Annotated in this window: 27 protein-coding genes; 20 read left to right on the top strand and 7 right to left on the bottom strand. The window is 37.6% G+C overall.

The features are described 5' to 3' along the window. The first annotated feature begins 17 nt into the window (after nucleotides 1–17). The 12 genes from thrB (at nucleotide 18) to BN2458_RS00195 (ending at nucleotide 10,379) form a co-directional block, all read left to right on the top strand. Nucleotides 18–908, top strand: a complete 891-nt coding sequence (gene thrB / locus BN2458_RS00255) for a homoserine kinase (RefSeq protein ID WP_034325851.1) — start codon at nucleotides 18–20, stop codon at nucleotides 906–908. Nucleotides 909–933: 25 nt separating this feature from the next. After that, nucleotides 934–1,179, top strand: coding sequence for a DUF448 domain-containing protein (locus tag BN2458_RS00250; RefSeq protein WP_231944797.1), 246 nt, complete (start codon nucleotides 934–936; stop codon nucleotides 1,177–1,179). Continuing rightward, the gene (infB, locus tag BN2458_RS00245) at nucleotides 1,167–3,788 is read left to right on the top strand and encodes a translation initiation factor IF-2 (RefSeq protein ID WP_034343679.1); all 2,622 of its coding nucleotides are present in this window, start codon (nucleotides 1,167–1,169) and stop codon (nucleotides 3,786–3,788) included. Before BN2458_RS00250 ends, infB begins: the two co-directional genes overlap by 13 nt. A gap of 295 nt (nucleotides 3,789–4,083) precedes the next feature. Further along, nucleotides 4,084–5,586, top strand: a complete 1,503-nt coding sequence (locus BN2458_RS00235) for a sugar phosphate nucleotidyltransferase (protein ID WP_034343589.1) — start codon at nucleotides 4,084–4,086, stop codon at nucleotides 5,584–5,586. After that, nucleotides 5,586–5,951, top strand: coding sequence for an HAD family hydrolase (locus tag BN2458_RS00230; protein ID WP_034325844.1), 366 nt, complete (start codon nucleotides 5,586–5,588; stop codon nucleotides 5,949–5,951). The genes BN2458_RS00235 and BN2458_RS00230 overlap by 1 nt, the downstream gene beginning before the upstream one ends. Nucleotides 5,952–5,969: 18 nt before the next feature. After that, complete coding sequence (locus BN2458_RS00225) at nucleotides 5,970–6,395, top strand: hypothetical protein (protein ID WP_034343584.1); 426 nt, start codon at nucleotides 5,970–5,972, stop codon at nucleotides 6,393–6,395. Between the two features lie 35 nt (nucleotides 6,396–6,430). Then, complete coding sequence (locus tag BN2458_RS00220; protein ID WP_034343581.1) at nucleotides 6,431–7,171, top strand: hypothetical protein; 741 nt, start codon at nucleotides 6,431–6,433, stop codon at nucleotides 7,169–7,171. After that, complete coding sequence (locus BN2458_RS00215; protein ID WP_034343578.1) at nucleotides 7,168–7,422, top strand: hypothetical protein; 255 nt, start codon at nucleotides 7,168–7,170, stop codon at nucleotides 7,420–7,422. Before BN2458_RS00220 ends, BN2458_RS00215 begins: the two co-directional genes overlap by 4 nt. A gap of 61 nt (nucleotides 7,423–7,483) precedes the next feature. After that, on the top strand, nucleotides 7,484–8,272 hold the full coding sequence (locus BN2458_RS00210) for a TylF/MycF/NovP-related O-methyltransferase (RefSeq protein ID WP_034325838.1): 789 nt from the start codon (nucleotides 7,484–7,486) through the stop codon (nucleotides 8,270–8,272). A 32-nt stretch (nucleotides 8,273–8,304) separates the two neighbouring features. Further along, nucleotides 8,305–8,505, top strand: a complete 201-nt coding sequence (locus tag BN2458_RS00205) for a hypothetical protein (RefSeq protein WP_058122004.1) — start codon at nucleotides 8,305–8,307, stop codon at nucleotides 8,503–8,505. 158 nt (nucleotides 8,506–8,663) lie between these two features. Then, nucleotides 8,664–9,449 (top strand): hypothetical protein, encoded by a 786-nt coding sequence (locus BN2458_RS00200; RefSeq protein WP_156407261.1) that lies wholly within the window; start codon nucleotides 8,664–8,666, stop codon nucleotides 9,447–9,449. Between the two features lie 381 nt (nucleotides 9,450–9,830). Next, a complete protein-coding gene (locus BN2458_RS00195; protein WP_034328391.1) occupies nucleotides 9,831–10,379 on the top strand; it encodes a YceI family protein in 549 nt (182 codons plus the stop codon). Here the strand turns inward: BN2458_RS00195 and BN2458_RS00190 are convergent. The 5 genes from BN2458_RS00190 to BN2458_RS00170 form a co-directional block, all read right to left on the bottom strand. Continuing rightward, nucleotides 10,342–10,533: an EVE domain-containing protein gene (locus BN2458_RS00190; RefSeq protein ID WP_052082116.1), complete on the bottom strand. Its 192-nt coding sequence runs from the start codon at nucleotides 10,531–10,533 to the stop codon at nucleotides 10,342–10,344. The two genes, BN2458_RS00195 and BN2458_RS00190, sit on opposite strands and share 38 nt — an antisense overlap. A gap of 62 nt (nucleotides 10,534–10,595) precedes the next feature. Beyond that, on the bottom strand, nucleotides 10,596–12,296 hold the full coding sequence (locus BN2458_RS00185) for a DUF262 domain-containing protein (protein ID WP_034342851.1): 1,701 nt from the start codon (nucleotides 12,294–12,296) through the stop codon (nucleotides 10,596–10,598). Between the two features lie 124 nt (nucleotides 12,297–12,420). Next, nucleotides 12,421–12,978, bottom strand: coding sequence for a GyrI-like domain-containing protein (locus BN2458_RS00180; RefSeq protein WP_034342849.1), 558 nt, complete (start codon nucleotides 12,976–12,978; stop codon nucleotides 12,421–12,423). Between the two features lie 118 nt (nucleotides 12,979–13,096). Next, nucleotides 13,097–13,489 carry a DoxX family protein gene (locus tag BN2458_RS00175; RefSeq protein ID WP_011115899.1) on the bottom strand — a complete coding sequence of 131 codons (393 nt, stop codon included), beginning with the start codon at nucleotides 13,487–13,489 and terminating at the stop codon, nucleotides 13,097–13,099. Nucleotides 13,490–13,636: 147 nt separating this feature from the next. Further along, nucleotides 13,637–14,257: an SDR family oxidoreductase gene (locus tag BN2458_RS00170; RefSeq protein ID WP_011115897.1), complete on the bottom strand. Its 621-nt coding sequence runs from the start codon at nucleotides 14,255–14,257 to the stop codon at nucleotides 13,637–13,639. Nucleotides 14,258–14,461: 204 nt separating this feature from the next. Here BN2458_RS00170 and rrpB point away from each other — a divergent pair, with 204 nt between their 5' ends. Together rrpB and BN2458_RS10510 are read left to right on the top strand one after the other, a co-directional pair. Further along, complete coding sequence (gene rrpB / locus BN2458_RS00165) at nucleotides 14,462–14,794, top strand: MarR family transcription factor RrpB (RefSeq protein WP_034342469.1); 333 nt, start codon at nucleotides 14,462–14,464, stop codon at nucleotides 14,792–14,794. A 4-nt stretch (nucleotides 14,795–14,798) separates the two neighbouring features. Next, the gene (locus BN2458_RS10510) at nucleotides 14,799–14,921 is read left to right on the top strand and encodes a hypothetical protein (RefSeq protein ID WP_011115895.1); all 123 of its coding nucleotides are present in this window, start codon (nucleotides 14,799–14,801) and stop codon (nucleotides 14,919–14,921) included. Here the strand turns inward: BN2458_RS10510 and BN2458_RS00160 are convergent. Beyond that, nucleotides 14,918–15,436, bottom strand: a complete 519-nt coding sequence (locus tag BN2458_RS00160) for a ClbS/DfsB family four-helix bundle protein (protein WP_058122003.1) — start codon at nucleotides 15,434–15,436, stop codon at nucleotides 14,918–14,920. The genes BN2458_RS10510 and BN2458_RS00160 overlap by 4 nt on opposite strands. Before the next feature lie 411 nt (nucleotides 15,437–15,847). Between BN2458_RS00160 and BN2458_RS00155 the strand changes: the two genes are divergently transcribed. Both BN2458_RS00155 and BN2458_RS00150 read left to right on the top strand, forming a co-directional pair. Continuing rightward, on the top strand, nucleotides 15,848–16,111 hold the full coding sequence (locus tag BN2458_RS00155) for a hypothetical protein (protein ID WP_034342472.1): 264 nt from the start codon (nucleotides 15,848–15,850) through the stop codon (nucleotides 16,109–16,111). Continuing rightward, nucleotides 16,111–17,124 carry a DNA adenine methylase gene (locus BN2458_RS00150; protein ID WP_034342475.1) on the top strand — a complete coding sequence of 338 codons (1,014 nt, stop codon included), beginning with the start codon at nucleotides 16,111–16,113 and terminating at the stop codon, nucleotides 17,122–17,124. Before BN2458_RS00155 ends, BN2458_RS00150 begins: the two co-directional genes overlap by 1 nt. A 15-nt stretch (nucleotides 17,125–17,139) precedes the next feature. Here BN2458_RS00150 and BN2458_RS00145 read toward each other — a convergent pair whose 3' ends face one another. Next, nucleotides 17,140–18,252, bottom strand: coding sequence for a vWA domain-containing protein (locus BN2458_RS00145; protein ID WP_034342478.1), 1,113 nt, complete (start codon nucleotides 18,250–18,252; stop codon nucleotides 17,140–17,142). A 120-nt stretch (nucleotides 18,253–18,372) separates the two neighbouring features. Here BN2458_RS00145 and BN2458_RS00140 point away from each other — a divergent pair, with 120 nt between their 5' ends. From BN2458_RS00140 to BN2458_RS00125, 4 genes are all read left to right on the top strand, one after another. Then, nucleotides 18,373–19,236, top strand: coding sequence for an arginase family protein (locus tag BN2458_RS00140; RefSeq protein ID WP_034342481.1), 864 nt, complete (start codon nucleotides 18,373–18,375; stop codon nucleotides 19,234–19,236). A 177-nt stretch (nucleotides 19,237–19,413) separates the two neighbouring features. Continuing rightward, the gene (locus tag BN2458_RS00135; protein ID WP_034342483.1) at nucleotides 19,414–20,172 is read left to right on the top strand and encodes a DNA alkylation repair protein; all 759 of its coding nucleotides are present in this window, start codon (nucleotides 19,414–19,416) and stop codon (nucleotides 20,170–20,172) included. Beyond that, on the top strand, nucleotides 20,173–20,586 hold the full coding sequence (locus BN2458_RS00130) for a VOC family protein (protein ID WP_034342486.1): 414 nt from the start codon (nucleotides 20,173–20,175) through the stop codon (nucleotides 20,584–20,586). Next, entirely contained in the window at nucleotides 20,583–21,167 is a 585-nt protein-coding gene (locus BN2458_RS00125; protein WP_034342491.1) for a TetR/AcrR family transcriptional regulator, read from the top strand. The genes BN2458_RS00130 and BN2458_RS00125 overlap by 4 nt, the downstream gene beginning before the upstream one ends. Nucleotide 21,168: the final 1 nt, after the last annotated feature.

Below are 21,168 nucleotides of genomic sequence, written 5' to 3'. Positions count from 1 at the left end.
TAGCATAAGGAGTGCGTGTGATTATCTCTGTCCCTGCGACAAGCGCAAATCTTGGACCGGGTTTTGATACTTTGGGCTTGGCGTTGAAGCTACACAATAGCTTTAGCATCACGCCCTCGCGTCTTAGCAGTATTCATATCTCGGGGGAAGGCGAGGAGCACCCAAAATTGCGCGTAGATAATGTATTTGTAAGGATTTTCAATGAGATTCTAAGCCTATATGACTATCCGCAGGGGCATTTCAAGTTTAGTTTTGACAATGCCATACCCATATCGCGCGGGCTTGGCTCGAGCTCGGCGGTAATTATTGGCGCGATTGTAAGTGCGTATCATATAATGCAAAAGCCTATAAATAAGTCCGAAATTTTGCAACTCGCCCTCAAATACGAAAATCACCCTGATAACATCACTCCCGCACTCTATGGGGGATTCAATATCGCTATGCTAAATGACAAAACCAATGAAGTGGTGAGCTTTCAGGCGGAACTGCCCGCGGATATAAAAGCAGTGATAGTGATTCCAAACATATCCATTTCTACAAAAATGTCTCGCCGCAATCTACCTAAAAAATATACGACAAAAGACGCGGTGTTTAATCTCTCGCGCTCGTGTATGCTAAGTGCGGCGTTTATCACGCATAAATGGGAGCTTTTGAGGGAAGCAAGCAGAGATAGATTCCACCAAAAGGCGCGTATGAAAAACTGCCCTGCACTCTTTAGTGTGCAAAAACTTGCATTACACAATGGTGCGCTCCTTTCCACGCTCTCGGGCTCTGGCTCGTCATTTTTGAATATCTGCTACCGCGATGATAGCGCAAATTTAATGCAGATTCTGCGAGGACGCTTCCCGCAATTCCGCGTGCTTGAGTGCGAATTTGACAATATAGGCGCTAACTTGGTGCAATCATAGAATCTTTGGGTATAATAGCGTGAGAATGCCAAAACAAACGCGTATGTGCATAAAATGTCGCGGGAGATTTCAGCAAAAGGAGCTTTTAAGACTGCAAAATATTAATTACTCCCTATGTGAATTTAGTGGGAAGGGGCGAAGTTTTTATGTGTGTGAGGAGTGCCTAGCGCAACCCAAAACATTTCAAATAGTCATCAAGATGAATAAACTACAAGTCAATGAAGAACAGATAGAACATATAAAGGAGATATGGAATCTATGGAAAAAGTAAGGTTAGCCGATGTAGCAAGCGAGGTTGGTAAAAAAGCAGGTGATGCTTTTAAAATAGCTAAAGAAATGGGCTTGAAAGTCAAAACAGCCTCAAGCTCTATCACAATGGAAGAAGCAGGTTGGCTGCTTGAATATATGACCACAGGTGTGAATCCAATCCCCACACAAGAGCCGGAGCAAAAAGAAAGCAAAGAGAGTGCGACTAAGGGGAACAAAGACTCTAAAGAATCAAAAGAAAGCAAAGAGAGCAAGAATAAGGTAACAAAGACTACTAAAAAAACAAGTAGTAAAAGCACCAAACAAACCAAAGAACAGGCAGAGAAAAGAATAGAAATAGAAACAAAAACACAACCCCACAATGAGGACACTACACCAGAGCAACAAGCCCCTAACATAGAGCTAGATACAAGTATTAAGCCTATGGAACCCAAAAAGGGTTTACGCATTGTGCGTAGAAACAAAGTGGAGGAGCCACAAACAGAATCTAAAAAAGAGGAAGTCAAAAAGCCCACGCTAAGCTATAAGGAACTTCTAGCCGATAGTGCCAATGGGGAGCAAAAACGACAGAAAAAAGACAAGCTAAAGCCCAAAGTCGCCCATAAACACACGGATCAAAAGATTCACATTCTCGATAATAGAGATATTGCATCTAGCTACGATGATGAGCAAGATGAGATTGTGCTTTTTGACCTGAATGAAACACAAGTGCGTGATGAGGAGGAGAGAAACCAAATCCGCCAAGCAATTACCGAGCGGGTGCAGATACATCGTAAGAATCCGTGGATGAACGAGGGGAGCATTAAGCGTGGGGGTAAGAGGCGCAAACCACCTAAGATTGTGAAAAATACGGACAAGGTAAAAGGTCCTATTTCTATTCCCGAGGAAATACGCGTATATGAGTTTGCCGAACTCATCAATGCCGAACTCAAAGATGTGATAAAGGTGCTATTTAATCTCGGTGTAATGGCGACAAAAAATGACTTTTTGGATAGAGACGCGATTGAGATTCTAAGTGAGGAATTTGAGCTTGAGATTTCAATCCAAGATGTGAATCCACACGAGGGATTAGAATCTTCTAGTCAAGGCGACACACCAGAATTTGAACGCCCTCCTGTTGTTACGATTATGGGACACGTAGATCACGGGAAAACTTCATTGCTTGACTATATTCGTAATTCACGCGTGGCAAGCGGTGAAGCAGGGGGTATTACCCAGCATATCGGCGCGTATATGGTGGAAAAAAATAACAAAAAAATTAGTTTTATCGATACGCCCGGACACGAAGCTTTCACACAAATGCGAAGCAGAGGCGCACAAGTAACAGACATTGCCATTATTGTAATTGCTGCCGATGATGGCGTAAAACAGCAAACTATTGAAGCACTTAATCACGCCAAAGCCGCTAATGTGCAAATCATCATCGCGATGAATAAAATGGATAAAGAAAATGCCAATCCCGATAAGCTCAAAGCCGAGTGCGCCGAGCTTGGATTCACACCAAATGAATGGGGTGGAGAATATGAATTTATCCCTATTTCTGCCAAAACAGGTAAGGGCGTTGAGAATCTGCTTGAAACAATCCTTATTCAAGCCGAAGTGCTTGAACTCAAAGCCACACAACAAGGACAAGCAAAGGCAATTGTACTTGAAGCGAGTTTGGAAAAGGGGCGCGGACCTGTGGCAACTATCATCGTGCAAAATGGTGTGCTTAAGCTTGGGGATTCGGTTGTTGCGGATACTGCTTTTGGGCGAGTGAGGGCATTACTTGATGATAGGGGACAGAACATTAAGGAGCTTTATCCCTCTGGTGTAGCTGTGGTTACCGGGCTGTCGCTCGTGCCACAAGCTGGTGCGATGCTTCTAAGCGTGGAAAATGACGCTGTGGCGAGGGAATACGCACAAAAACGAGCATTATATCTGCGTCAAAAAGAATTGAGTAAAAGTACGAAAGCTACCTTTGACGAGCTAGGTGAAATGGTGGCACAGGGCAATTTGAAAACCTTGCCACTCATCATCAAGGCAGATACACAAGGAAGTCTTGAGGCGATTAAGGCAAATGTGGAAAAGATGAGCAATGACGAGGTGCGCGTAAATGTGATTGGCTTTGGCGTGGGCGGTATTAGCGAAAGCGACATAAGCCTATGCGCTACGAGCGATAATAGTGTCATTTTAGGATTCAATGTCCGCCCAACAGGAAGCGTAAAGGCAAAGGCTAAAGAGCTTGGTGTGGAGATTAAAACTTATTCTGTGATTTATAATTTATTTGATGATATTAAAGCATTGCTTGGCGGACTTATGTCACCTGTAATTGAGGAAGAAAATACAGGACAGGCTGAAGTGCGTGAAACCTTTAATATCCCAAAAGTCGGCACAGTCGCAGGCTGTATGGTGGTTGATGGCAGCATTCAAAGAGGTATCAAGGTGCGCCTTATACGCGATGGTGTAGTGGTGCATACAGGTGCTATCACCTCACTTAAAAGATTTAAAGACGATGTCAAAGAAGTCTCAAAGGGTTATGAATGTGGGATTATGCTCGAAAACTATAACGACATAAAAATAGGTGATGTCTTTGAGACATATAAGGAAATTGCTAAAAATAAAACCTTGTAAGATTCTGTAAAGATTACTAAAAATAGAATCTTGTATTTATATAAAGAATAAAAGCTGCGATACTATATGAGATTTAATATCACTAAACAAAAAGGTAGTGTTGGCGTTAAGAATCGTCTTAATAAAACCCAAAAGCACTATCCTTTTGTGCCGCTGAAGGACAAGGTGTTACAAAAGCTGATGATGCCAAGAGAAATAATCACAAAGATGCTTGAAAGAATTATAGATATTAACAAATTCAATAAATTTTAAGCTATAATGCCAACAAATTTACCCCCTATACAAGTGAGATTCTATGCATATTATTATTCAAGCTGGTGGTAAAGGCACGAGGCTAGAGGGCTTAACCAAAAACAAACCCAAATGCCTTGTGCCTGTGGATAATCTCCCAATTATTTTTCATATCTTTCAAAAATTCTGCAACGACAGATTCACAATTATTGCAGATTACAAAGCCGATGTGCTTGAAAAATATCTCAAATGTTTTGCCTCTAAAGTAGATTATAAGATTATAAAAGCTGCGGGGGGGGGGACAATATCAGGAATTAAAGACGCGTTAAAATCACAGGGTGATAACGAACCCTTTATGATTCTATGGTGTGATTTAATTCTCTCTCACAATTTTACAATCCCTTGTGAAAAAGGAAATTATATAGGGATTTCTAAAGATTTTGAATGTCGCTGGTCATATATTGACAATCAATTTATAAACGAACCCTCCAAAGAAAATGGCGTAGCTGGGCTCTTTATCTTTGAAAACAAGAAATATTTAGCAGATATTAAGCAAGAGGGCGCATTTGTAACTTGGCTAAAATATCAAAATATCCCATTTAAACGACTAAATCTAAATGGTTCAAAAGAAATTGGCACACTCCTTTCTTATGCGGATAATAATGAATCTGCCCCAAAATGCCGCCCATTTAATGCTATTACATTCAATGATGATATGGTAACAAAATGTGGTATTAATGAGCAGGGTAGGCAAATAGCTATCAATGAAATTGCTTGGTATGAATATGTAAAAAATCTTAATTTTGATTATATTCCGCATATTTACGCATATCAACCTCTCACAATGAAACGCGTGCAAGGCAAAAATATCTACGAATACGACTGCCTTACCTTTTCTCAAAAAAAAGAAATTTTACTTGCCACGATAAATGCCCTTAATGAATTGCATAATCTTCAGCCCAAACAAAGTGCAAATGATAAGGACACGGAGCAAACTTATATCACAAAGACTTTTGAAAGACTTTCCCTCGTGCAGCCACTTATTCCCTTTGCAGATAAAGAATTTATCAAAATCAATGGGCATTATTACAAAAATGTATTTTTCAATAAAGAAGCCTTGATAAATGCCCTCAAAAATGTCTTTCCTCAATATTTCTGCCTTATCCACGGGGATTGCACCTTTAGCAATCTTATGTTTGATACCTTTCATATGAAAGTAGCTTTTATCGACCCACGCGGATATTTTGGCGATACAAAAATATTTGGTGATGAGGATTATGACTGGGCGAAACTCTATTATTCTCTTAAAGGCGATTATGACCAATTTAATTTAAAAAAATTCACGCTTGATATTCAAGATAATGAAGTAGAGTTTGCTATAAAGCCTAATAATTGGGCGGATATGGAGGAGTTTTTCTTTGATAACCTCCCGCTTGTCAATAAGCGTAAAATCAAATTGCTTCACGCTGTTATTTGGCTCTCGCTCACTACATATGCGTGGGAAGATTATGATTCAATATGTGGGGCATTCTATAATGGCATAGTCAAGCTAGGCGAGGTGTTGTAATGCTTACTCTCTCAACTCTACACAAAACTTGGATATTAGATATTGATGGCACGATACTCAAGCATAATGGTTACCTGCAAGGAAACGATGTTTTGCTCGAAGGCGTAAAAGATTTTTTTGAGAAATTGCCTAAGGGTGATAAGGTGATATTGCTCACAGCAAGAAAGCAAGAGGAATTAGAATCTTTGCAATCATTTTTAGCCAAAGAGGGCATTATTTATCATCATATTTTGTGTGATATGCCATTAGGTGAGAGAATCTTAGTCAATGACAAAAAGCCAAGTGGGCTAAAAACCGCCTTTGCTATCAACAAAGAACGCGATGAAGCCTTTAAAATTGCATACCAAATCGATGAAAATTTATAAAGGCAAATAAAAAGAGTAATGAAGCTTTATCAATGTATTCAACAAACGACAAATACTCAAACACAAAAGGCTATACTCTTACTTAATTATCCTATCTTGCAAAAAATAACCTATAAAAATAAGTGGGATATTGTAATCAAAGCAGAAATAAAACTTTTTCAAAATTTTCTTATTATCTCCAAGATTCACCGATACCAAATCATTACAATCAAACTTGCACTCCTGCATACAATCATTAAAAAATCTTTCATTGACCCAAGAGTAAAGCGATTTGAATATACCTATCTCGCACATATTGACAAACAATATGATGATATTTATATGTTTCGCACAAATAGCGGAGAAGTTTATTTTTTTTTGCTTTTTGCTTTGATAGATATGTTAAAAACAATAAAAGCAAAAATCCACTTTTACTTGCGACAAAACCTTATCATTTACAATTAATACAAGCTCTTTGCCCAGAGATTCCTCATATTTTTGTGAATATACCAGAGCATAAAATACCAGATTTTCATTACTCTTTTCGCACTCATTCTTTTAGAATCTTTACCATATTACCAGGCACTGCATTTTTTGGCAAACTTCTTGGTTTTAATAAGCAACACCCACACAATCCTATCAATCATTTTTGCTTTATCATTTCTCAATTAAAAATTCCACTCAATGACATTTGTCCGCGCAAAGTGTGTATTCCTCCACAAAGTGAAAAGAGTGTCCTGCAAAAATGTGCTAAGATTAATCTCAATCTTAAAAATTTTATTTTACTTATCCCAAAAGCAAATTCTATACAGCTCATAGACGATGAATTTTGGCTTAAACTTATAACTCAACTCACACAAAAAGGTTATGATGTATTTGTGAATCAAGCAAGTGAGAATCTATTAAGCGGGGGGGGGGCAGTGTATAAAACTTGTGATTTAGACTTCTTAGAGATTTTTACATTAGCAAAAAAAGCCAAACGCATTGTTGGCTTAAGGTGCGGACTGCTAGAGTTTCTTACCCAAACGCAAACACCTATGAGTATCCTCTATAATCGCACTCCTACTGCCACCTATAACGCAGAATCTGCGCTCAAAGCTTATAGCATAGCACAATATCCTGCATTGTGGCACATAGCAGATTCACAAATTATAGAAATCATATATGATATATCTCGTATGGAGCACATTTTGACACAAATCCTAAGAGATATACAATTCTTACCAAAGGAGCAACTATGAAGAGTGTATTTTCCCCTATTTTTTCGTTTTTAAGGCTATGCAAAAGAGCATTAAAGAGGCTCATTTGCTACGATAGAGTATCTATAAAATGGCAAGCCATAAACGACTTCGCAAGGACAATGGAGGATTGCTACATATATAGAATCAACATCGCCACCCTTGCGTATTACATAAAACATCTTCAAACACAATGCAACGCACCCCTTTATCTATTAAGTGATGTAAATTATGCGGGGGGGGGGGATAAGTAAATACAATCTCTGTGCGAAGTATCAAATGGCGAAATGGTTAAAAATAATAAAAGAGGTGAAAATGATTCATATTGATGATATTAAAAATGTAGAAAAAGATAGCATTTTGCTCCTTGCCTACAATGCGGATTATCTCGCTAGAGAAGCCGCCAAAGAAGCCTTTATTCATCATATTAAGTATGATTCGCTGTGTCAGGGACAACCTGTGGCAAGATACTATCACCTCCATAAAAATGTGTGGGATACATTAACTTATGAGTTTAATCACTCTCCATTGCCGCATTTTTACTCAAGCGACTTTGAAAATATTATGCAGGCTATTTCAATCACACAGCATTTAGAGGGAGATATTGTTGAGATTGGCACATTTCAAGGCTCTTCGGCTAGAGCAATGCTTAATTTTATCCATAGAAGTGCTATTAATAAAAAATGCTATTTTTGCGATACATTTGAGGGCTTCACCTATGAGGAGGCTCAAGATTCTATAGATTTGAGATGGGCAAACACACATACAGAAACCTCATTGCAAAGAGTGCAAGAATATTTGAGTGCATATAGCAATTTCACTCTGCATAAAGCAAATATCATCACTGATAACTTGCCAGAATCTATATCTAAAATTTGCCTAGCAAATATTGATGTAGATATGTATGAGGCGGTAAAAGCTGCACTTTATAAGGTAAAAGACAAAGTCGTTAAAAATGGCATTATCATCGCTGAAGATTATGGACATACTCCATCACTTACTGGCGCACAAAAAGCAGTAGAAGAATTTTTAGAAGAAAATCCCTCTTGCTTTATGCCTCTATATATGGGCTTAAGCGGACAGATGTTCCTCATTAAGCTTTAAAGCATTTTAACAACGCTAAGGAGATTCTCAATATGATTTTTAGACAAATCAAACTCTATCACAATGGCAAAGTGGTGAGACTAGGACAGCTTTTTGGCATTTCCATTTATGCGTTTTATAGAGATATGGCTAAAAAAATACATTTTGTGAATCCTAAGCAATTAGGTATTACCCCCCCCCCCCGAAAGAGAAATCTACTCAAGATTCTCAAGTCTTGTTTTATCTCAAGGTAAATAATAACCAGCGCGCCACTGCTACTTTTGAATGTCTGCAACATTGGATAGATATTATAGATGCTATGAATGCGCGTTTTATTATCATCTGTGATAAGCAACTCTTAAGCCTACGCATTTATAGGCACATTATATTCCACACCACAGATGTATGTATAATGAAAAGTATCACCAAGCCTTTTAAAAAGATTGTCAAGCATCTTGATTCGTATTGGATACCTGCTGCAAACGCACATTTAAGCACATTGTATCATTCTAAAATGCACAATATAAAGCATTTTTGGAATATTGATGCTGATGATACGATGATTTGTGCTTCTCCTAAACGAGCGGCGCAAATGCTACAAAATGTTATTGACTATGCACAAAACCATCATTTAAGTGCATTTTCCTTAGATATGCACAGCACACGACTTAAGGGTAAATTTTGGTCTTTTGGCGTTAGCTTTATGAGTCATAACATCGATTGGTTCGCACTTTTAAAGGCACATATTCAAGAGGGTAAAAATCAAAAATTACCTTTTGGCTCTACTTTGAATCTTGACTTTGTTGTTACATATCTAAAAGATTCTTACAACATTAAATGCGAGAGTTTTTATGCCAATAATCTTGTATTTTTACATTTTTTAAAGAACAATGACTTTGTGCGAATGCCTATTATTGGTAGCATATATTATTATCAAAATGCCACATTACACACACCTATTTTAAGTATCTATAATAGCCCCTTAGCGCAAATACCAATTGCTGAAAATATCATTAAAATTGATGATTTAGATGAATTTGAAAGCTTAGATGAGTGCTTAATGGAATATCTGCTTATTGATAAATCAAGTGAATTTAGATTAAGAAAGCTTCACGGATTTCATACTGATTTAACTATTTTTAAAGAAATTGAGGAGGAGTATCAACAAGCATTATCGCAAGGCAATATCATCACATAAGGTATATTCTTAGATTCTGTTTTTGATAAAATGTAGAAATTTAAACTTTGTTTCAACCCATTCTAGGAACGTTTTTAAGTGTATGGGCGCAAATGCAATAAGCCTTGCATAGGCAAATTCCACAAAAAGAGAGTCCTTGATACATTAATCCCCTGTCGATACAAGGTAGTTTTCTATCGCTTTTTTACCCGATGAGGATATAGAATCTATCCTCTATTTTTTGCGCGTGTAGCGGAGATTCTGCGCCTTGATGATCTTATGGGTTCCCTGTGGTAAATCATTGGCAAAAGCACGCCTTGAACTGCACTTTTATTATTTACTTTCAATTTATTTTGCAAGATTAAAATCAAAACGCATTAGAAAAATCTTAAAGGAGTGGTTATGAGAAAAATTGCATTATGTGCGGCAGTAGCACTACTTGGCACTTCACTTATGGCAGCAGAATATGTAGTTGATGCGAGCCATTCATCTGTGGAATTTGGCGTAAAACATATGTCTGTGAGCAATGTGAAAGGAAACTTCAACAAATTCAGTGGCACACTCGATGTAGAGGGAAAAAACATCAAGGCTCTTGAAGGTGAAGTGCAAATCTCTTCTATCAACACAAATAGTGATGGACGCGATAAACACTTGAATGCGGCAGACTTCTTTGATTCAAAGAAATTTCCAAAAGCTACGCTAAAGCTTGTTAAGCATAGTGGCAAGAAGCTTGAAGCTGAAGTAACTATACGTGGCGTAACAAAAAAAGTAACTTTTGAAACTAATTTGAGCGGACCAGTCAAGCACCCACAAACAGGCAAAGACCTGATTGCCCTCACTTTAGAAGGCAAGGTTAATCGCAAGGATTTTGGCATAGGTATGGATACTGCAAACGCAATGGTAAGTGACAATGTTAGTGTAAAAATCGAGCTTGAAGCAGCACAAAAATAGTTTCATCTGCGATTTCGCCTAGTGCGGTGAATGCTTGATAAGGCTCTTTAGATTCTTGAGTTAGCTTTGGGCTATAATAGATGATTTTATCATTTTGCTTCATTCTTTTAAGCGGTGCGGCTTTGCCTATGATAATTTGTGTGCGAGTTGGCAAATCCCCCTGCTTGTCCTATTTGAATATGATTTTATGACCGATGAAGTAGCGCATTGGGTGTCCTATAAATTTTTCTCAAAGAATGCTTTTAATCTTTGGTAAATTTCTCCATTTCTTGCTTCTATATCCTCCTTAAGCCAATCATTTTTAGGATATTTTGCCAAATCTTGAGCCTCTAAAAATTTTGATTTCTCATACTCTACTTTTTTATCATCAAAATACCCATTACTTGCTTTAATATTAAGCTTTTTCTCAAGCCACATTTTATTGCCGATAGATTCAATAAACGGCTTTGCTTCCTCTTTATCCCAGCCTGTATAATTTTTTCTCCAATTTGTAGTTTTTGGAAAGATATGTTCAATCTCACCAGAGATATCTGTCTCTTGTTCTGGGTATTTTAAATATAAATTAAGCATTAAAAGTGAGGGAATCAATTTATAAGCTTTAAAAAATTGCTCTTTAAAGTGTGGTTCATTTTCTAAAATTTGTTGAGTATTTGTTTGAAAATCTATTTCACCTTTTTCATATAAAGAAACATAAGCGTTAAATATAATGGGCTTAATCACTGAAATAGTAGGTTTATCAATAAACTTAACTATACAATGTGTAATAAGCCTAGATAAAAACTTCTCGTGTGTATGGGATTTGAAATAATCATTTTTATCCTTGAAATACATATAATAAGCACTATCCAAGTATTTCCAATATTCGTTAGGCAAACAATGCAAAACTTCATAAAACTGCAACGATTTAAGGCTATAATTTTTATCATATTCGCCATTCCAAAATTTACTTAACTCTGTAATTTCTCCCATACTATTTTGTAAGTATTCTTTGTATTCTTTGGTAAAAAATGGACGCAAACCAATCTCGCTAGTTTTTGTATTGTTTCTTGCGCGAATAATGTGCATATAGTTTCTAAAGATAAAGTCCATATTGCCTTTATTGTCATTTTCTAATTCTTTCCATTCTTCTGCAAAAGATCTTCTTTCTTCTTGGGTTTTCTTATTTTTGAAAATAATTCCTTTAAAAATATCAGAATCACTTAAAGGAATACCCCGATTATTAAGCGTATTGAATATTCTTAACGCATTTTCCATTCTTTTATCTTCATCGTCTCCTTTACATTCTATTGGAAGCAAAATGCAAGATATAAGCAATGTTACGCATAATTTACGCCACTTCATTGGTGCTTCTTGTGCGTAGTTGTTTGATTGACAAATAAAGTATAAGTAGTTTTTTTCATAGTTTGATTTTGACTTTTTCATTTTGTTTTTTATATCATTTTCGCTATCTGGTATTTCATAGGTATTACACAAAATACTTTCCAACATTGCTTTATCTTCGTCTCCAGCAACATCACTTTGAAGATGTGGGTTGCCATAATCAACCTTACCACTAATATCGTCAGTATCCCATAGGCAAGATTCAAGATTGGTAATCAGTTCTTTAATTTCCTCACTTTTATCTTTAGAAGCCTTATCATATAAAGCTTTCAGCAATAAGCTCAAGGTGGTTGTTCTTTGCTGTCCATCAATGATATTTTGTTTGCCATCTTGCTTATACATTACCACAGAACCTAAAAAATATTCATCATCTTGCTGCCTCTCTTCATTATCAAAAAACCCCACTATATCATTCCAGAGTTGTTCGCATTGCTCCTCTTCCCAAGTATAAGGTCTTTGATACATAGGAATTAAAAATTTGTTTTCAGATAGATACTTTAATACGCTTTTACTTTCAGTATTCATTTCATCTGCCATTTCCTCTCCTTTTACTTCTTATTTCCAAACCCATATTTTATCAAAAAAACAAAATCGCAAGGGGATTTTTATAAATTGAGCTAAAAAATAGTGTTTATTTAGCTTAAGTGTTGTTTGCGTTTTCTCACCCCTCCCGCACAGGAATGCGTAAAATCGTTTTAAATTTATGCGTGGGAGTTTTGTGTGGATTGCTCAAATAGATTTCGTGGTGCGCCCTTGTGAGATTATCTTTGCTGATGTCGTTTTTCAAACCATTGTGTGCGATAAATTCCTCTATTTTTGCGAGACTTTGTGGCTCCTCATCATACGAGCCGATATGTAGTATCTGTACGCAAAGCCCCTCTTCAAAGCGCAATAATCGCGCTTTGGAGCAGTCTATGCCCTTTTTGCTCTGCACCTCTTCACACGCCCATTCAAAGAGTTCTTGCGTGATAAAATCAGGCTGGGCAATCATCGCTTGCCATTTGAAATTTGCCTTATTGCTCAAGTTCTCATTACCCCACCACAAGCTTTCTAGCGGAGGCACGACATATTCTACATAGTCTTTCAAAGCCTTTGTGGTTTTGCTCATTTTGAGCGTGTAGGAGAGGGTAAAGAGAGTTTTTAAAGCTGCTTGATATGCACCATTTGGCTCATTTGGATTCCCTGCTCCTTGCACACTTATAAAAGAAAGCGTTGGCACAAAAAGCTTTAAGGGTGTAGGTTTGGGCGCGTAGCAGTCTTTATAAACCTTTTTGAAGTCAAATTTTGCACTTGCAGGATTTTTGGTGGCATTATGGAATCCTTTTGTTTTCTATTTTTCATTTCTTAAACTTCACGCCATATCTACCTCCACCCATAAATATCAAGGCAATACAAGGGAGCATATAGAGCAAATGTAGCTCAATTACCCACGCGCCGTGATTATCAAGGGTAAAAATCTCAAATCCTGTTGCAACATAAATCGCCACAAGCATTGTAAAAGCCTCTAAGGCAGCAGCTATACGCACTTGATAGCCTACAATTATCATCAATGGCGCAAGCACCTCGCCGATATACGCGCCATAGGCAAAAAGTGTGGGTAATCCGTGAGATTCCATAAAACCCTCTATACCGCTTACGCCATTTGTGATTTTATTGACTCCGTGAAAGAGCATAAGCCCACCTACGCATAAGCGCACAATTAATTTGCCCAAATCATCATTATATAACATTACAAATCCTTTTTATTGATTGAAAACCCCGCATTCTATCAAAAAAAAAAAAAAAAACAAATTGCAAGGCAATGGATAGAATATTGTAATGAAGAATAGGCACAAAATCTTTTTGCATAAAATCTGTGCCATTATATCATTTAGAACCTATAATTCAATGAGGCTTATTCTTTGGCACATTTTAATTTCTCCACTAGAAAGCAGTTTGATAAGTGCAGTCGCATAAGTGCTATAAGACACTCTACTTTCACCTTTTGTATTGACTTTAAATTCCTCGCCTATTAACTCATAATTTTGCGATTTACCTTCATAAAAAAGTGCTGCAGGGCTGATATAGAGCCAATTGAGATTGCTTTTACGCACAAACTCAAGCACCTCTGCAGTTGCTTCTGCCACTCCCATATATTCCTTAGGAAACTCTGGCGTATCCATTAGTCTAAGAGTATGCGTTGTATTCATATACAGACTTCCTGCACCTCCTACTACGATGAGCTTTGCCTCATTGCCTTGCAAAATGGAGTTTAAATACTCAATATGTTTTAAATGTAAAGACAAATCTTGCCACTCTCCAAAAGCATCAATAATCACATCAAATCCTTGCAAATCAGTGCTTGTAAGTGAAAACATATCTTTCACAACAAGATGAACCCTCTCATCAAAATGCGCTTTGCTCCTCACAAATGCACTCACTTCAAATCCTGCATTGATTGCCTCTTGCACGATTGCACTGCCCGCCCTACCTTTTGCTGCTAAAACTGCGATTTTCATTTTGTCTCCTTTGAATCTTAAATGTTGAAATATGAAATTTCAGCTTTGCAATTTTATAGAACTTAGTATATAAAATCAAGTAAGCACTTTTTTAATATATAATATCTATTTTGATACTATTGTATAAATTTGGGATTTATTTGTGCTATAATTTTTGAAAACTTTAGAATCTTGCGTATAAATTATAGAGAAAAGAGGTGCAAAATGAATGCGTATATTTCAGAATGTCCGATTGAGACGACTTTAAACCTCATTGGCAATAAATGGAAAATCATCATTATCCGCGATTTGCTAAGTGGCACAAAGCGATTTGGTGAGCTTAAAAAGTCTGTGGGTGCGACAAAAAATCAGAGCATTTCTCAAAAGGTTTTAACTCAAAACTTGCGCGAATTAGAGGAAGCAAAGTTGCTCAAAAGAAAAGTGTATGCAGAAGTGCCTCCACGAGTGGAATACAGCCTCACTCCACTTGGGCAGAGTTTGGAGTGTGTCTTAAGAGCTTTAGAATCTTGGGGGGAAGGCTATAAGAGGGAGCATTAGGGAAATGCGTCTGTATTCAAAACGCAGTTTGCTTACGCATTGTTGCCACTCATCGTGTGGTTTGCTACGCTTAATGGATACTCTCGCTCATACACTTGATGAGGATTTGCGGTTTAAGCATTCTTAAACCTTTTTCAAGCTCCTCACACGCTTTTTTATACATTTACTTGCCCAATCATAATGGCTTGAAGTCGCACTCACACAATAGCTCCCAAGACTTGTGTTGCCACACCACTTATAATACTTTTTGATAAAAAGCTCCTGTGGCGGGAGGCTCTCTATCAGCTCCATACATTCTATGTGGCTTTTTCCTAACATTGCCTTTGCGTTCTCTAATGGCGTGCTTTGGTGCTTTTGCCAAATCTCCCTATTCATCGCGGGATAGGTTTTGAAACTATAAGGCGCAGGGAGAAAAGGCACAAAATCACTCGTCCTCTCAAGGTTTGTGCGCACAAAGCGAAGCAAAAGTATCTGCCATTCATACAAATGCACAAGCACATCGCGCAAAGCCTTATCTCGCTCGTTATATTCAAAGGGTGTGCTTTGTTGTTCAAGCGGGATTTGCTCTATCAACGCAAGCAGAGATTCATAATTTTTCTGACTTAAGGCAAGCAAATCGCTTTTGTTGGTAGGGCGTGGCATAGGTGTCCTTTGAACAAATCTCAAGGCATTATAAGATTCTAAGACTTAATTTTCAAACGTGCAATGCTCTATCACATCAAAGGTGGATTTTGGGGTATATTTGTAGTTTAATCAGTTCCTTTGACTTTGGCACTGCTAGATTTTTTATCGTTTTGGTTAAAAGGTTGTGTTTTCAAAGTGAAATCTAATCCTAACTTGTCATTGCAATTTGTGATTTTTGGATAAATCACAAAGGTTTTTTAAATCATTTAATCGTAATCTGTTGTGCTATAATTTTTGAATGATTTTAAGGATATGCAACTCATACAAAGGAGTATTTTAGAGTTTTTAAAAAAAGCTTTTAAGATAAAGTGAATGTTTTTAATTTTCTAATTACATAGATAGAAATAAATTTTTAAAAAAGGAGAATGTATGAGCAGTTACGCAACACAAGCAGATTTATTTGTAGAACTTGCCAAACCTGATAAAAATGGTGTTTCAAGGTGGGTATATGTAAGTGAGTTTGTTGGAAAATATGAGCCATTAAGCTCTAATAACGGATACGCATGGGCTAGAGATGGCTCAAGAGGTGGCACTACCAAAACAAAACTGAATGAAACATATATCATAGAGAAAAAACCCTCGACTGGAGAAGTAGTTGCAATCAGATTAAATGGCTTCAAGCCTAAGACTTAATGAACTACATTGGCTCCAAATTTAAACTCTCTCACTTTTTGCAAACGAGCATAGAATCTACACTGCAAAAAGCTAGTGCAAAGCCCTTAAAGGATTCTATCTTTTGTGATATATTCGCTGGAACTGCGGCGGTGGGGCGGCTTTTTAAGGCACAAGTCAAGCAAATTATTAGCAATGATAGGGAGTATTATAGCTTTGTCTTGGCGCAAAATTATATCGGCAATCATCAGAAATTAACACGCGTTAATGAGCTGCTACACATTCTTAATGACACAACTCAAACGCCACCACAAAAGGGTAAAATCTACACTCATTATGCGCTTGGCTCTGGGAGTGGGAGGCAGTATTTTAGCGATGAAAATGCACAAAAAATTGATGCTGTGCGCTCTAAGATTGCGCAATGGAAAAAAGAAAAGTTAATTGAGGACAAGGAATATTACTTTCTCCTTGCCTCCCTTTTAGAATCCGCCGACAAGGTTGCAAACACTGCTTCAGTGTATGGAGCGTTTTTAAAGCACCTTAAGAAAAGTGCGCTCAAAGGTTTTATTCTAAATCCTGCAGAGTTTGAATGCAATGAAAATGAACATTTGGTATTTAATGAGGACGCAAATACACTTATTACTAAGATAAAGGGTGATATTCTTTATCTTGACCCACCTTATAATGCACGAGAGTATGGCGCGAATTATCATCTTTTAAACACGATTGCCTTATATGATGACTTTATCCCAAAGGGCAAGACGGGCTTAAGAGAGTATGAAAAGTCGGCTTGGTGCAGAAAAGCAAAAGTCGCAGATGAGCTAGAAAACCTCATCAAAAATGCGCATTTTGAGTGGATTTTTCTAAGCTATAATGATGAGGGATTGCTCAGTTTAGAGCAAATTCAAGCTATTTTTGAAAAATATGGCAAATATTCTTTTGCCACACAAAAACACCAGCGCTTCAAAGCAGATTCTAAACGAATCCAAAAGCAAGATTGCACTTTAGAATATTTGCATATTTTGAGGAAGTAAAGAGTGCTTTAGATACTATTTCTTAGGAGGGTTAGGATCATCAGGGTCATAGATTTTATGTGTTTTGCTTGGAACAATCACATTTATTTCTCTAGGATCTACATCTTTGCCGTTATTGCTTAGCCTTAAAAGCAACTTTTTAAACTCATACGCACTGCTTGGCTCATAAAAACTTCCTTCTGTGGCAAGGGTAAGCTCTTTTAAAGAATCAAGGTTTTTATTTAAAGCTAAAGTGTGGATTGTAACCCAATTTTTCTTGGAGCCACCGCTATTTTTCACAATATTGCGATTAAGATTCTTCGTAAGATAGAGCATTTTTTCCGCACTTCCTCTATCATTTGGGTTGCCATCAGTGATGAGAAAAATTTCTTTCTTCAACCCATTATCTTTTGTAAAATGGCTCATCGCTTTAATGAGCGCATAATTGATGAGTTTTGTTTGCGAATTTACAACTTTTAGATTTTTTGCACTTTCCACAAATTCGCTAGAGCTAAACACATCATCAAAATCCTTAACATCATAATTACTAAAGCTCACAAGCGTGATTTTGGCATAGCTACCTCTGTTTTCTTCTTGAAGTATATGTTTGGCAATAAGGGGCGCAATTTCCTTAAACGCAAAGACATAATCTTTCATTGAATTTGCGACATTGATTACAATAGCAATTTCTTTGGCAGGTTTTGCGCGAAGTTTGAGATTATAATCCTCTTTTTCTTTGTCATAATTGTTTAAGATAAGCTGCTGTTTATCGCAAATACTCATAACCTCTAAATCAGCCCCATTTAGTGTGTAGAGAAATTCTTTATCCGCACTAGTATAAGTGCTATTTCCACTTGAGATACCACCCGATAGAATCCTTCCTGCAAAGCGGATATAGCGGATTTTCTTTGGGATTTTTTGCATATCAATTTTATCTTTATCTTTTACCCATAGCACACTTGGGTCAAAGTGCGAAATCATCGCCATTTCATCGCATTTTGCTCCATAAATAAGGCGAGAGAGCATAGTATCAATGAGCTTTTCATCTACTTCTGGAATCTTTGTTGAAGGATTTGCACCTAATACACTAGAGGTAAAAACGAAGCAGAGCAAAGCTTTAGCTAAGAGTGACTTCATCAAATATCGCATTTGAAATCCTTTTACACTTATTTGTAATTGTTTTCAAGGATTCTATCAAGCTTTTGCTTAAAGGGTCTCTATTTTATCAAAGGAATGTTATAATTGATTACCACAGCAAAAGGAAAGAATATGAAAACAAATGCTTCAAAAACCATTCGGCTTATCTATCCGCAATGGCAGGGTGGAGACATTGCGCATTGGTTTAAAGGGCTGCCTAAAGAGGAGATTTCCAAAGGCTATTTTTTAGGTGCAAAACTCCTTGAACTTCTTACACATAGCACCTCTCATCAAACCCTTGAAGTGCCTGTTTCACAAGAGTTTAAAAGAGAGGTAAAAGACGGGGTGCTAGATAAAAGCGATATTTTAAAGCAAACCAAAGCCGCAATGAAACTCATCACAGAATCTAAACCTGATAAGATTCTCACACTTGGGGGTGAATGCTCCGTGTCTGTCGCGCCCTTTAGCTATCTTGCAAGTAAGTATGGTGATGATGTCGCAATGCTATGGATTGACGCACACCCTGATATTGGGCTGCCAAATGATGAGTATAAGGCTTATCACGCAATGGCGGTTACGCATTTGCTAGGGCTTGGCGATAAAGAGATTCTTAAAGTCCTCCCCGCAAAAATACCAGCTCAAAATACCTTGCTTGTGGGATTGCATAGTGAGGAGGCAAAATTTTATGCCAAGCGTCAAAAGGAGCTAGGGCTAAAAGCCCTTAAAGCGAAGAAAGTAAGCAGCAAAAAGGTCTTGCAATGGTTACAAGGCACTAAAGCCTCTAAGGTTGTAATACACCTTGATTTAGATGTGCTAGATTTTAGCGAGATTTATGTCGCTGTGGGCAATAGTGGCAAACTCAAAATGAAAGAAGTCGCACACATCATTGAATCTGTGAGCGCACACTATGAAATCGTAGGCTTAAGTATCGCCGAGCTAATGCCAAAGGAACTCATTAAGCTACAAAATATGCTCCAAAAACTGCCTTTGATGTAATAATGTTTAACCCTACTTCATAACCCTAGAATCCGCTTTTGCCTCTTTTGGTTGATGTTTATCTTTTGTGTCCTTTAAAAGTCGTTGATTATATGTGGGCATAAGATTTTGTTTTGCTTTCATATTGACATACAGAATGTATGTATGTTATAATATTATAAAATTTAGGGGGAAAAGGTGAAACACAAAGACCATTATAATGACGCCTACATCGTGGAATTATCCCAAAAGATTCTAAGTGTAATGCCACAATTTGAAGCGCAAAAGTTTTGTGCAATGTTGCGGGGTAATTTAGAGGATAAGGAACTCTTTGCAAGATTAGATTGTATCGTTGATGCAATGGTTAAGACAATGGGGAGCGATTATACTCAAAACATTCAAAGCTTTTTTCATCTACTTGGCGAGGAGTTAGAAAAAGCGGAGGGAATGTTTAGCTTTGGCTATTGGTTGTTTCCTATTTCACGCTATGTGGAACGCTATGGCAATACAAATTGGCAAGTTTCTCTAAACTTTATCAAAGAGCTTACCAAGCGATTTACAGGTGAATACGCTATCCGCCCGATTCTAAGAGAGCACCCAAAGGAAGTAATGGACGAACTCATTTTATGGAGCAAGGATAGCAATGTGCATATTCGCAGGCTCGCAAGTGAGGGCGTGAGAATCCACCTGCCTTGGTCGCCAAAGCTCCTTGTTGCGCTTGATGAATTTGAAAAGTATGCGATGATTTTGACAAACTTAAAAGATGATACACAAAAGTTTGTGCAAAAAAGCGTGGGGAATAATCTCAATGATTTGTATAAAGAAGCACCGCTAAAAGCGCAAACTCTCATCGCACAATGGCGACAAAGCGGGGCAAGCAAGGCGTGTGAGTGGATTATCAAACACGGAGAGAGAAATCAAAATAAAAATCAACAAAAAAGAAAGAGAGAAAAATAAATGGCACAGAGTATTTATCCCGTCCTAATGACAGACAGACTTCAAGAAAGTAGCCTATTTTACAAAACTTATTTGGGCTTTGCGCAAAACTTTTCAAGTGATTGGTATATTAACTTATCTCACCCTGATGGTGGCGAGTTAGCCTTGATTGATGTAACTCACGAAAGCATACCCGCACTCTATCGCGCAAATGCGAATGGAATCCTCGTTAATCTTGAGGTAGCAAATGCCACACAAGTGTATGATTTTATCAAAAGCAAAGATGAACGCATTATCGTAGCGCATTTGGCAGATGAGGTTTGGGGGTGGCGACATTTTATCATAAAAGACCCAAATAATGTGTTGATTGATATTATTGAAGTTTTGCCGCCAAGTGCGGAGTTTTTAAACAATGATTCTAGCGGTGTATTATGACAAATAAAGAAGCTACGCGCAAAACTACCTCCGTCTTATTAAGCGTTGCAAGAGCGCATTTTGCGGAATATGGTTACTTTGATGTCGCACTAGAAAAAATCGTAGAAGAAGCAAATGTAACGCGCGGGGCGGTATATCATCATTTCAAAAACAAGCAAGGGCTTTTTGTCGCTGTGCTAGAGAGTGTGCAAGAAGAGGTTGCCGCGCAGATAGAAAAACAGGCTTTGAAAAGTGATGAGGCGTGGGAGCAGCTGATATTAGGCTGTGTGGGGTTTATCAAAGCGGCAAATGCAAAGGAAAATAGGCAGATATTATTAGTTGATGCACCCGCTGTGCTTGGTTGGGAAGTGTGGAGAAGCGTTGATGCGAAGCATTCAATGAGTGTGTTGCAAGCGCATATTGAGGAGCTAAAGGCACAAGGCTATTTGCGTGAAGAAGTAGATACGCAGTTGATGACATTTGCGCTCTCTGGTGCGCTCAATGAGCTAGCATTGCAATTTTGTGCAAACTTCAAAAAGAAGCAAGAAAAGAAACTTCTAGCTACTCTTACACAATTTGTGAGCGGGTTTAGGAAAGCTTGAT

The sequence above is a fragment of the Helicobacter typhlonius genome (assembly GCF_001460635.1).
GTDB lineage: Bacteria > Campylobacterota > Campylobacteria > Campylobacterales > Helicobacteraceae > Helicobacter_C > Helicobacter_C typhlonius.
The sequence above is the reverse complement of the archived record's forward strand: the minus strand, read 5'-3'. Positions and strand labels throughout refer to the sequence as shown.

Bases quoted from the DNA above. Each gene is read 5' to 3' on its own strand.
- BN2458_RS00185 (WP_034342851.1), bottom strand. From the start codon at position 12,296: ATGGCAGATGAAATGAATACTGAAAGTAAAAGCGTATTAAAGTATCTA.
- BN2458_RS00230 (WP_034325844.1), top strand. From the start codon at position 5,586: ATGCTTACTCTCTCAACTCTACACAAAACTTGGATATTAGATATTGAT.
- rrpB (WP_034342469.1), top strand. From the start codon at position 14,462: ATGAATGCGTATATTTCAGAATGTCCGATTGAGACGACTTTAAACCTC.
- BN2458_RS00225 (WP_034343584.1), top strand. From the start codon at position 5,970: ATGAAGCTTTATCAATGTATTCAACAAACGACAAATACTCAAACACAA.
- BN2458_RS10510 (WP_011115895.1), top strand. From the start codon at position 14,799: ATGCGTCTGTATTCAAAACGCAGTTTGCTTACGCATTGTTGCCACTCA.
- BN2458_RS00200 (WP_156407261.1), top strand. From the start codon at position 8,664: ATGAAAAGTATCACCAAGCCTTTTAAAAAGATTGTCAAGCATCTTGAT.
- infB (WP_034343679.1), top strand. From the start codon at position 1,167: ATGGAAAAAGTAAGGTTAGCCGATGTAGCAAGCGAGGTTGGTAAAAAA.
- BN2458_RS00140 (WP_034342481.1), top strand. From the start codon at position 18,373: ATGAAAACAAATGCTTCAAAAACCATTCGGCTTATCTATCCGCAATGG.
- BN2458_RS00125 (WP_034342491.1), top strand. From the start codon at position 20,583: ATGACAAATAAAGAAGCTACGCGCAAAACTACCTCCGTCTTATTAAGC.
- BN2458_RS00235 (WP_034343589.1), top strand. From the start codon at position 4,084: ATGCATATTATTATTCAAGCTGGTGGTAAAGGCACGAGGCTAGAGGGC.
- BN2458_RS00175 (WP_011115899.1), bottom strand. From the start codon at position 13,489: ATGTTATATAATGATGATTTGGGCAAATTAATTGTGCGCTTATGCGTA.
- BN2458_RS00160 (WP_058122003.1), bottom strand. From the start codon at position 15,436: ATGCCACGCCCTACCAACAAAAGCGATTTGCTTGCCTTAAGTCAGAAA.
- BN2458_RS00155 (WP_034342472.1), top strand. From the start codon at position 15,848: ATGAGCAGTTACGCAACACAAGCAGATTTATTTGTAGAACTTGCCAAA.
- BN2458_RS00205 (WP_058122004.1), top strand. From the start codon at position 8,305: ATGATTTTTAGACAAATCAAACTCTATCACAATGGCAAAGTGGTGAGA.
- BN2458_RS00130 (WP_034342486.1), top strand. From the start codon at position 20,173: ATGGCACAGAGTATTTATCCCGTCCTAATGACAGACAGACTTCAAGAA.
- BN2458_RS00210 (WP_034325838.1), top strand. From the start codon at position 7,484: ATGATTCATATTGATGATATTAAAAATGTAGAAAAAGATAGCATTTTG.
- BN2458_RS00170 (WP_011115897.1), bottom strand. From the start codon at position 14,257: ATGAAAATCGCAGTTTTAGCAGCAAAAGGTAGGGCGGGCAGTGCAATC.
- BN2458_RS00250 (WP_231944797.1), top strand. From the start codon at position 934: ATGCCAAAACAAACGCGTATGTGCATAAAATGTCGCGGGAGATTTCAG.
- BN2458_RS00215 (WP_034343578.1), top strand. From the start codon at position 7,168: ATGAAGAGTGTATTTTCCCCTATTTTTTCGTTTTTAAGGCTATGCAAA.
- BN2458_RS00150 (WP_034342475.1), top strand. From the start codon at position 16,111: ATGAACTACATTGGCTCCAAATTTAAACTCTCTCACTTTTTGCAAACG.
- BN2458_RS00145 (WP_034342478.1), bottom strand. From the start codon at position 18,252: ATGCGATATTTGATGAAGTCACTCTTAGCTAAAGCTTTGCTCTGCTTC.
- BN2458_RS00195 (WP_034328391.1), top strand. From the start codon at position 9,831: ATGAGAAAAATTGCATTATGTGCGGCAGTAGCACTACTTGGCACTTCA.